Annotated in this window: 10 protein-coding genes; 3 read left to right on the top strand and 7 right to left on the bottom strand. The window is 66.2% G+C overall.

From position 1 onward, the window contains the following. Positions 1–235 precede the first annotated feature (235 nt). Positions 236–460, top strand: coding sequence for a transposase (locus tag QZ271_RS14560; RefSeq protein ID WP_367114376.1), 225 nt, complete (start codon positions 236–238; stop codon positions 458–460). A gap of 23 nt (positions 461–483) precedes the next feature. Next, on the top strand, positions 484–756 hold the full coding sequence (locus QZ271_RS12835; protein ID WP_291432091.1) for an HNH endonuclease signature motif containing protein: 273 nt from the start codon (positions 484–486) through the stop codon (positions 754–756). Here the strand turns inward: QZ271_RS12835 and QZ271_RS12840 are convergent. The 6 genes from QZ271_RS12840 to QZ271_RS12865 all read right to left on the bottom strand — a co-directional run bounded on the left by QZ271_RS12840 (position 753) and on the right by QZ271_RS12865 (position 6,711). Further along, on the bottom strand, positions 753–1,346 hold the full coding sequence (locus QZ271_RS12840; protein ID WP_291432093.1) for a hypothetical protein: 594 nt from the start codon (positions 1,344–1,346) through the stop codon (positions 753–755). The genes QZ271_RS12835 and QZ271_RS12840 overlap by 4 nt on opposite strands. A gap of 77 nt (positions 1,347–1,423) precedes the next feature. Beyond that, on the bottom strand, positions 1,424–2,557 hold the full coding sequence (locus QZ271_RS12845) for an S-layer homology domain-containing protein (RefSeq protein ID WP_291432095.1): 1,134 nt from the start codon (positions 2,555–2,557) through the stop codon (positions 1,424–1,426). Positions 2,558–2,704: 147 nt separating this feature from the next. Then, entirely contained in the window at positions 2,705–3,685 is a 981-nt protein-coding gene (locus QZ271_RS12850) for a hypothetical protein (RefSeq protein ID WP_291432097.1), read from the bottom strand. Continuing rightward, entirely contained in the window at positions 3,682–4,113 is a 432-nt protein-coding gene (locus QZ271_RS12855; RefSeq protein WP_291432099.1) for a hypothetical protein, read from the bottom strand. Before QZ271_RS12855 ends, QZ271_RS12850 begins: the two co-directional genes overlap by 4 nt. Positions 4,114–4,121: 8 nt before the next feature. Continuing rightward, positions 4,122–5,714: a hypothetical protein gene (locus QZ271_RS12860; RefSeq protein ID WP_291432100.1), complete on the bottom strand. Its 1,593-nt coding sequence runs from the start codon at positions 5,712–5,714 to the stop codon at positions 4,122–4,124. 136 nt (positions 5,715–5,850) lie between these two features. Next, complete coding sequence (locus QZ271_RS12865) at positions 5,851–6,711, bottom strand: hypothetical protein (protein ID WP_291432102.1); 861 nt, start codon at positions 6,709–6,711, stop codon at positions 5,851–5,853. 315 nt (positions 6,712–7,026) lie between these two features. Between QZ271_RS12865 and QZ271_RS12870 the strand changes: the two genes are divergently transcribed. Beyond that, positions 7,027–8,196 carry a S41 family peptidase gene (locus QZ271_RS12870; protein WP_291432104.1) on the top strand — a complete coding sequence of 390 codons (1,170 nt, stop codon included), beginning with the start codon at positions 7,027–7,029 and terminating at the stop codon, positions 8,194–8,196. Here QZ271_RS12870 and QZ271_RS12875 read toward each other — a convergent pair. Then, on the bottom strand, positions 8,193–8,401 hold a 209-nt coding region (locus tag QZ271_RS12875; RefSeq protein WP_291432106.1), incomplete at its 5' end, for a hypothetical protein. The two genes, QZ271_RS12870 and QZ271_RS12875, sit on opposite strands and share 4 nt — an antisense overlap.

Consider the following 8,401-nt stretch of genomic DNA (forward strand, 5'->3'; position numbering starts at 1 on the left):
AGTTTGGGCAGGCATCGTCAGCGATACCCAGACTCTACACTTTGCGCCGCACCCCACCCCCCTGCTGAGCAGTTACTACTTTGGAAAATATGCAGGGGAGTCGTCCAGGCCAGCAACTATGCTGGTCGCCTTGGTGAAGCGTTCTCGACGCCCGCGGTCGACTTGCCACTTTCCCCCTTGGTCTTCTCCATTCCTGACATTTTTTCGCCACTGAGCCTAGCAGTGCTGGGCTCCCGTGTATGTGCAGGATTTGTGCGGCCTGGTGCATCGGAAAAGCATGCAGCCACTGGCCGACCAAGTTGCACCTAGGGAACAAGATCACCTGCAACACTTCATCACGGACAGCCCGTGGAAGCCAGAGGGTTTGGAGCGTATCGTGGCCGCTCACGCTCAGCACCTTCTGGTAAGCCGAAAAGTGGCCCTGGGCGTGCGTTTCCCCTCTTTCGTGATACTGACATAGAGAGGGAAGCTTTACACTGGGTCATGGCTCCTTATCGGCGAATCTGGGACGCAGAACGCAAGGTGCAGATGCGTGAGCACCGCCTCGTAGCGGAGGCCGCTCTCGGCCGTCCGCTCGCGCCGGGCGAGGTGGTGCATCACCTCAATGGGGACAAGGGGGACAACCGCCCAGAGAATCTTCAGGTGCTGCGCTCCCAAGGCGTGCACATGGCCCTGGAGCACCTGGAACGCAGGAAAGCCAACGGGCAGAGTCCGCTGTTCGATCCGCACGAGTTGCTGGGTCCCTTCGACGGTTAGACATCCGCTGCGGCCTTCTTTCTGCCTCTGGACGCCGCCGGAACTTTCACCTGCAACGGTTGCGGCATGTCCACCTCGCGGATCTCCAGCGGGTAGCGGTCATGGAGCGTCCGGAACCGTTTCGCCCTGGGAACGAACACGAATAGCCGCGACAGTTCCGGCCGGGTCCCGTCGAACAGCCGCCCGGCCAGCAGCCGGATCGAGTGCGAGTTGAAGGACGTGGCCCGCGCACTCACGCACACCAGTTTCCCGTCCGGATCAGTCATCTGCGCGTGGGCGTTGCCGTACACGCGCGGCTTGGGGTCGGTGTATCCTTCTGCCGTCAGGGCGGCCACGGCCCGCCGCACCGCCACGTTGTTCACGAGGGCCTGCACGGTGGGGTGGTACAGGTTGGTCAGGCCCACGGCCAGGCGCCCGTCGCGGGTGAGGTACAGGATCTTCCCGTACGGCGTGTCGATCTGTTCCACGTAATGGCGTCGTTTGATGACGTTCAGGTTTGACTCCCCGAACGTTGTGTTGAAGTCATTCAGTTCACAGCCACCCCAGTCTGCGAGGTTCTGCAGGATGGCGTGAAGGTCGGCGTCTTGCATGCCGTCACATTACAGGCCCATGACCCGCCGCTGGTGCCTCATCTGGGCGTGACGGCGGGTCAGTTGGCAGCGTCGCGTCAAAACCGGAATTTCACCCCGAGTCTGGCACCCGGACTCACCCCGCGCTCCACGCCTGCGTCCAGGCCCGAGGCGTACCCGTGATTCGACAGGAAGTACCGCACGCCCAGCTCCCCGGTCAGTGCGACGCTCTCATTGAAAGGGTAGTCCACTCCCACCAGGCCGCTCAGATAAGAGTCGGTCGCGTTCTGGGTGATCGCGCCGCGCCGCGGACTGAACGCCGCGCCCGCACCCACGCCGGCGTAGGGCGTGACGCCCTGGAACGCGAACGGCCGCGTCACGGCCGCTTCAGCCGTGAAGGCCTTCGCGCTGGGCCGGTAGCCTGCCCTGACCTGCACGCCGAACCCCGCCACGGCGTTCTTCATGCCCAGGGTGGCCTCGCCTCCCACGCGCGCTTCGCTGCTGATCGGTGTGGTGGCGGTCAGGCCCAGGTACAGGTTGCGGGGCTGGGACGCGTTTTGCTGTGGCTCCCCGGCGGCCTTCTGTGCGGGTGGGAACGCCGGGGTGGTGACGGCTGGTGTGACCGGCGCGGCGGGCGCCAACACCTGGGCCGGCGCCACGGTGGGAGCGGGCGCTGGGATGTTCGCCTCCTGCCCCGCTTCCAGGGCGGCCACGCGGGCCTGCAGGGCCAGGTACTCGCTGCGGGGCACCGTGTCGGTGAGCAGCGGCGCCGTGGCCAGCACGGCGGCCTCCACGGCATCCAGGCGGGCCCCCACCAGTGGTGCCTGCCCCTCGATGGTGGACAGTCGGGCGTCCTGGTCCCGGTTCTTCGCCTCAGTCGCATTCAGCCGGGTACTGAGGGTCAGGATCTCAGCCGTGACCTCTTCAAGCCCCTTGGCGATGGCCTGCAGGTCGGCAGGGGTCAGCTGCACCTGCGACAGCGTGCCATTCGTGAGCAGGCGGTACAGGAGGGTGGCCGCTTCGTAGCGGGTGAGGGGCGCCTGTCCGCTGAAGCTTCCATCAGGGAAGCCCTGCAGGATGCCTCGGCCTATCAGCACGCCGATTGCTTCCCTCGCCCAGTGGCTAGCTGGGACGTCGGTGATGGTGACACTGGCCGCAGGGGTGACCGCAGGGGTGGTCTGCGCGCTGGCCGCGCCGAGCACGAGGGCAGCAAGAAAGAGAATGGTTCGCATGGGCACCTCATCAGGAATTTCGGTGGGAAGGTTATCCAAACCTTCCCACCCGAGCGGAGCGAGAAGGAACAGCGCGGATGCCGGGCGTGGAGTTAGCGCGTCGGTGCTCTCCCGATGGGCCAACGGAACAGACGGCATCCGGGTCAGTCACTCCAGGGTGACGGTCTGAATGAAGGTCGTGGAGTTGCCCGCGGCGTCAGTCGCGGTGACGGTGATGGTGACCGGGCCGCTGGCGCCGCCCGCGCGCAGTTGCGCGCCGGTCAGGGTGAGGGTGTTGCTGCTGCCCGTGCCGCCCTGATCGCTGGTCAGGGTGACGCCGCCGCTGCCGGGCGTGCGGTCGGCGCGCAGCGGGTCGGTGCCGGTGAAGGTCAGGACCGTGCTGTCCTGGATCCTGGCTCCCTGCGGCGCGCTGCCCGTCACGACCGGGGCCGTGAGGTCCACGTTAAACGGCCCGGCGACCGTGCCGGGCGGCACATCGACGCGGTTGCCGAGGCGGTCACTGATCACGTCCACGCGCAGCGTGTAGCCGCGCGCCTCGGGCAGTTCACTGGCGGCGCGTACGTCGCCCAGCACCGGCAGACCGCGCAGGTACGCGCTGAGCTTCACGGGGTTCAGGCCCACGCCGTCGTCCGTGAAGCTGGCCTGGAACGTGGCCGTGCCGGACAGTTCGGCGTTCTCGCCGATGAAGAAGGCCGGGCGGCCGGGAACGGTCGCGGTGACGCCACCGTTCGCCCGGGGTGCCTGATCGTCCACCCGCAGCGGCACGGTGATGGGCACGGCGCCGAGGGGTGTGGTGACGGTGGCCGTGACGGTGATGGGCTGACCGGTGAGGACCTGGCGGTTGATGTCGTTGTACGGCAGGGTCGCGCTGAGGCCCTGGCCCACGATGGCCCCCTGACTGACGCTCCAGGTCACGGGCGTTCCTTGCTCGACGGGGCCGGTGAGCGTGATCGTGACCGCGCCGCCGCCGTAGACGGTGCCATGGTCACCCGTGAGGTTGTTGCCGCTCACCTGGGCCGTGATGCCCTGGGTGGGGGGGTTGCCCTCGGTGAGTTCGGTTGCGGCGCCGCAGGCCGTGACCAGCAGTGCCAGCAGCAGCAGAGGGTAGTTTTTTGCGGACGTGTTCACTTGGCGAACCTCCAGGCGGATTCGAACTGGGACTGCACGCTGGCGGCCACGCCAGGGCCGCTCACGACCTGATACCCGGCGCCTCTGGCCACGATCAGGCTGCCGCCCGCCACGGCGACGGCGCCGGTGATCCTGCCGGGGAACGCCCTGACTACACCGCCGGCCTGCTGCACGGGCGCGAAGTAGGCCAGGCTGCCCTTGCCGGTCAGCACACGGACCCGCAGGGTTCCCGCTTTCAGGCGCTCCAGCACGGTTTTCTGGAACAGCCGCCCGGGAAATTCGCTGCCCAGGATGAGCAGCTCACCGGTCAGCAGGGGCAGCAGCTGGGCCTCGGTCATGACGGCCGCTTTGACCTGGGGGGTGCCGGGCGGGGGCTGCGCGGCTGCCAGGGTGGCCAGCAGCAGCGGCGCGGTGAGCAGGTGGTTCATGGAGTTCCTCACCGCACGACCGGGCCGTAATCGAAGGCCGGGGTGCCGCTGACCCGCGGAATGTCGTAGCCCTCGGGCACGCTGGTCCAGGTGTAGTGCACGCGGTAGTTCAGGAAGGGCAGGTGGTAGGGGGGCACCAGCACGCCGGTGGGCACGGGCACCTCGTGGACACCACTGAAGTCCACGTAATGGTCGATGGCTCCGGCGAAGAAGGTCAGGGTGCGCAGCGGCCTGGCGGACAGCGGCTCCGGCAGGATCGCCGCGTCCAGCTGGTTCCAGGTCTGGAACCACGTGGCGTACCCGAACAGATCGTAGTAGGCGGGATTGCTGGGCCCGAGCGTGCGCTTGAACTCCTCGAACTTCCACACGCCGGGCGGGGACCCAAGCAGGTCCTTTCGCCCCGGCAGGGAGAACACGTCCAAAGCCGGGAGTCGCTTCACGCTCTGAAAGTAGTACAGGGGGCTGGTGGGCCGGTACACGTCCCCCAGGGCGTCCCCGGCCCGCTGGGCCAGGTCGGTGAACTGCGTCAGGCTCACGTCCTGGTTCATGACCGGCGCGACCATCGCGCCCTGACCGGGCAGGTGTGAATTCCACGGCAGCATGAACAGCCCCCGGCGCCTGGGCGGCAGCATCTCCGCCAGGGCATCCGCCTGGTACTGGGGGTAGTACATGGTAGCGGCGTGCTGCATGGCGTCGAACACCCTGTCTTGCGCCTCTCCCATGTTGAAGTAGATGGGGGCCACCCCTGGGCCCGTTACGGTGTCGTTGCCCTGCAGGCAGAAGGTCCGGACACCGAAGATGTACGTGCAGCCGCCCGGCAGGTACATGAGGTTGACCTTCCAGTGCAGGCCATCGCAGAAGTCCCCTGGAGGCACCTGCGGCAACGGCCAGTAACTGTCCAGGTGCAGATTGTTCTCTGGGGTGCTGGTCGGGATCCTGCTGGCCAGCACCTCTGGAACGTCGCTGCGGTCCACGGTGGTCCTGACCGTGGCGGGACTGGTGTCCAGAGCGCCCATGCCGAGGCCAAGCCAGCAGTGGACGGGCACCATGGAGGTGTTGTTCAGGTTCGTCTGCGCCCGCCACCAGTAGCGATCCTCGAAGCGCTGCCAGGCCCTGCGGATGCCGGTGGCCGCGTCCTTCGACTCGCTCTCCAGGGACAGGGGTACCGTCCACTCGTACTGCGGGCAGCTGACGGTGCCGCCTGCTGGTGTCTTGCCCTGCTGCTGCTGCCGGCAGGCGGCGGCGTTCTTCTGCCACTCCGCCTGCTGTTCCACATTGATGACCTCCAGGATGGGCCACTTGCCCCTGGCCAGCACGCCTAGGCGCTCGTCGGGGAACGAGAACACGTTCCTGCGGGTGTAGGTGGGTGGCGGATCGTTCCGCGTGCCGGTCAGCAGTGAGGGGTCCACGTTCTGGAGAGAGGGCATTGGGGGGAGAACCGGCAGGGTGGGCAGGGTCGGGGTTGACCCACCCCACACGTCACGCACGCCAGGCAGCGCGGGCAATGTCGGCAGACCCGGCACGGTGGTCAGTCCGGGAATGTTCTGCGCACCGGCACAGGCGACGCAGCAGGCCAGCGTGAGGGCAGTAAGAGCTCTCACACGAACTCCGGTTGAAAGGTTTGCAAAGCCTTTCAACGCTAGCGGAGCGAGCAGGAGAGAAGCGGGTTCCGGGCGTGGAGTTGGCAACCCGGTGTCCTCCCGGGGTGTTAACGAAACAGACGGAATCCGTTTCATGTCACTGCGCCTGGGTGGTGGTCTCCAGGCGGCTCAGGGCGCGGCCGTCCCCGGCCAGCCACGTTACCCGCACGGCGTCGCCTGCGCGCAGCTTCAGGCCCAGATCCAGGTTCAGGCGCTGGGTTTCGCCCGCGTCCACTTCCAGGTCCTCGGCCTGCACCTGCACGCGCCGCCCGTCCACCCACAGCTGCAGGTCGTCCGCATTGAGGGTCACCGCGCCCGTGCCGGTGTTCTGCACGCTCAGGGTGAGCGCGTCCGTGGCCTCTCCGGTCGTGACGGCCGCGGTCAGCTGAAGACGCAGGGGGCTGACCGCAGCGGCGACCGCGCCTGCACCCTGTCCCTTCAGGTCCTGGATGCGCGTGAGGGCCGTCACCAGATCGGCCCGGGCGGCGTTCAGGGCGGCGTCACTGGCAGCCTGTGGGGTCACCGTGAGCGGTGTCCCCGGTGTGACCGTCAGCTTCGGGGTGGCCGGAGCAGCCACTGTGGAGGCCGTCTCCGGTGCGGCGGCCTCGACGTCCGTGAAGACGTACTTGCGGGTGCCGGTCCTGGCCTTGCCGTCAATCACCAGCGTCAGGGGCAGCACGCGTCCACCCGTGATGACGGTGATGGTGGCCGTGCCCGTGGTGGCGAGCGCATCGAGCAGGAGGTACCGGTCCTGGGGCGCGTCCGGCACGGTGGCCCTGAACAGGCCCGTGTTGCTGCCGCCTACCAGATCAATGGCCTGGGGGAACGCCAGCACCACCTGGTAGGACGGGCTGAGCGTGATCGTCCGCCCGTTCACCTCGGCGGCGCTGGCGGAGACCTGCACCACCAGCGGCACACTTGCCGCACTGACCACCCCGCCACTGACCGATGCGGCCAACAGAACTGATATAAGTTTTCTATATAGTTGCATAACGAAATGGTAACAGATTCTCGCCCAGGACGGGCGGGAATCCAATTTCCAAGCAGAGGGTCTTAGAGACTAAGGAAAGAACCGACCGATGGTTCTATCCTTGGACATCCCCAGCTGACAGTAGACCTGGAGGCCGTCCGCGACCACTGCACCGTTTCGACTTTTGTGTGGGCGCACCAATTCCCCTTAGGCGTCGACGGTCTGCAGGACAATGCTGCGTGCAATAGGCAGGGGCAACACGATAACCTCAGACGCTGCTCCAATTCTCACTGAGGTGTATTCGTGACCCACCAGATGCCAACCGAGACGACTCAGCCAGCTGAATCCATCAAGGACTACCTGAATACTGCCCTTGACCTCATCGAGAGTGACGCCGTGCGGTCAGTCAGCGTTGACTGGACCACTGTGCGAGCAGAAGCCCACCGTCTCGCCGCGAACGCGACAACCACCGCTGAGACCTACTCGGCGATTGAATTCGCCCTGAGCGCATTACAGGACCGGCATAGCTTCCTTCAGCGCCCTGCTCAGCCGCATGGAACCTCGCCGGGTGGCTTCGGAATCAAGTACGTGCAGGGCGTCATTGCCCGCGTGTACCCGGACAGCCCCGCAGATCACGCTGGTCTGCAGGTGGGGGACCGAGTCCTGGCGATCAATGACCGGCCTGTCGGCCCTGGTGTCAACGAGGAGATGCCCCGTGCAGGGGATATCTCGATCACTTACCAGTCCCGCAACGCTCCAGACGTACAGCATCTTCACCTCCGCCGCGCTCCCTTCGGCATGAATCGAATGCCCCAGGGTCGGCTGGTGCGTCCGGATGTGGCATGGATCGATCTGCCCGATCATGGCGGTGACGGAACGTTGCCGGATGATCAGCTCTACCAGGACGCCGTTCAGAAAATCATTACGGAGCTTTACAGTGCTGGCGCCCGGAAGTGGATCGTGGATCTGCGCCTCAACGAGGGGGGCAACATGTATCCCATGTTGGCGGGTATCGGTCCACTCACAGGGGAAGGGCCACTGGGTGCGTTCGTTCGAGATGGTGAGACCTGGTCGTGGGGCTATCAGGACGGCGCCGTGTCAGTCGATGGGCAGGTGAATAGCCGGATCACCGGTCAGCCTCACCCACCACTGGACGCAGATATTCCCGTCGCCGTGTTGTTGTCGCCGCTCACCAGCAGCAGCGGTGAGATCGTAGCGCTCTCGTTTCAGGGACGCCCAGCCACTCGTTTTTTCGGGGAACCGACCCAGGGGCTGACGAGTGCCAACGGTCCGTATCCACTGCCTGATGGGGCGACGATCTGGCTGGCGACTTGCTACGAGGCAGACCGGACTGGTCAGGTTTACACGGCGGAAGTGCATCCGGATCTCCTCGTGCACACGGAGTGGGGCGACTACCTCACACCAGAGGATGAGGTCATGAATGCCGCTCAGGCGTGGCTGTCCTCTTATTAGTCCAGCTCCAGCAACTGCTCATCGTTGTGCTCCGGAGGCGACCCGACCTGCGGCGGCCCGCCCGCTCCGCTACCCTGACGGCGCGGATGCACCCGCTCGTCGTCCGGCGCGCTGACCTGGGTCTTCAGCAGCTGACTGGGCAGTTGCGCGGCCTGCGGATCAAACGGGAACGCCGGCAGCTGGGGCGCTTTCATCTTCAGGGCCG

Source organism: Deinococcus sp. (assembly GCF_018260555.1).
Taxonomy (GTDB): domain Bacteria; phylum Deinococcota; class Deinococci; order Deinococcales; family Deinococcaceae; genus Deinococcus.

Bases quoted from the DNA above. Each gene is read 5' to 3' on its own strand.
- QZ271_RS12845 (WP_291432095.1), bottom strand. From the start codon at position 2,557: ATGCGAACCATTCTCTTTCTTGCTGCCCTCGTGCTCGGCGCGGCCAGC.
- QZ271_RS12840 (WP_291432093.1), bottom strand. From the start codon at position 1,346: ATGCAAGACGCCGACCTTCACGCCATCCTGCAGAACCTCGCAGACTGG.
- QZ271_RS12835 (WP_291432091.1), top strand. From the start codon at position 484: ATGGCTCCTTATCGGCGAATCTGGGACGCAGAACGCAAGGTGCAGATG.
- QZ271_RS12855 (WP_291432099.1), bottom strand. From the start codon at position 4,113: ATGAACCACCTGCTCACCGCGCCGCTGCTGCTGGCCACCCTGGCAGCC.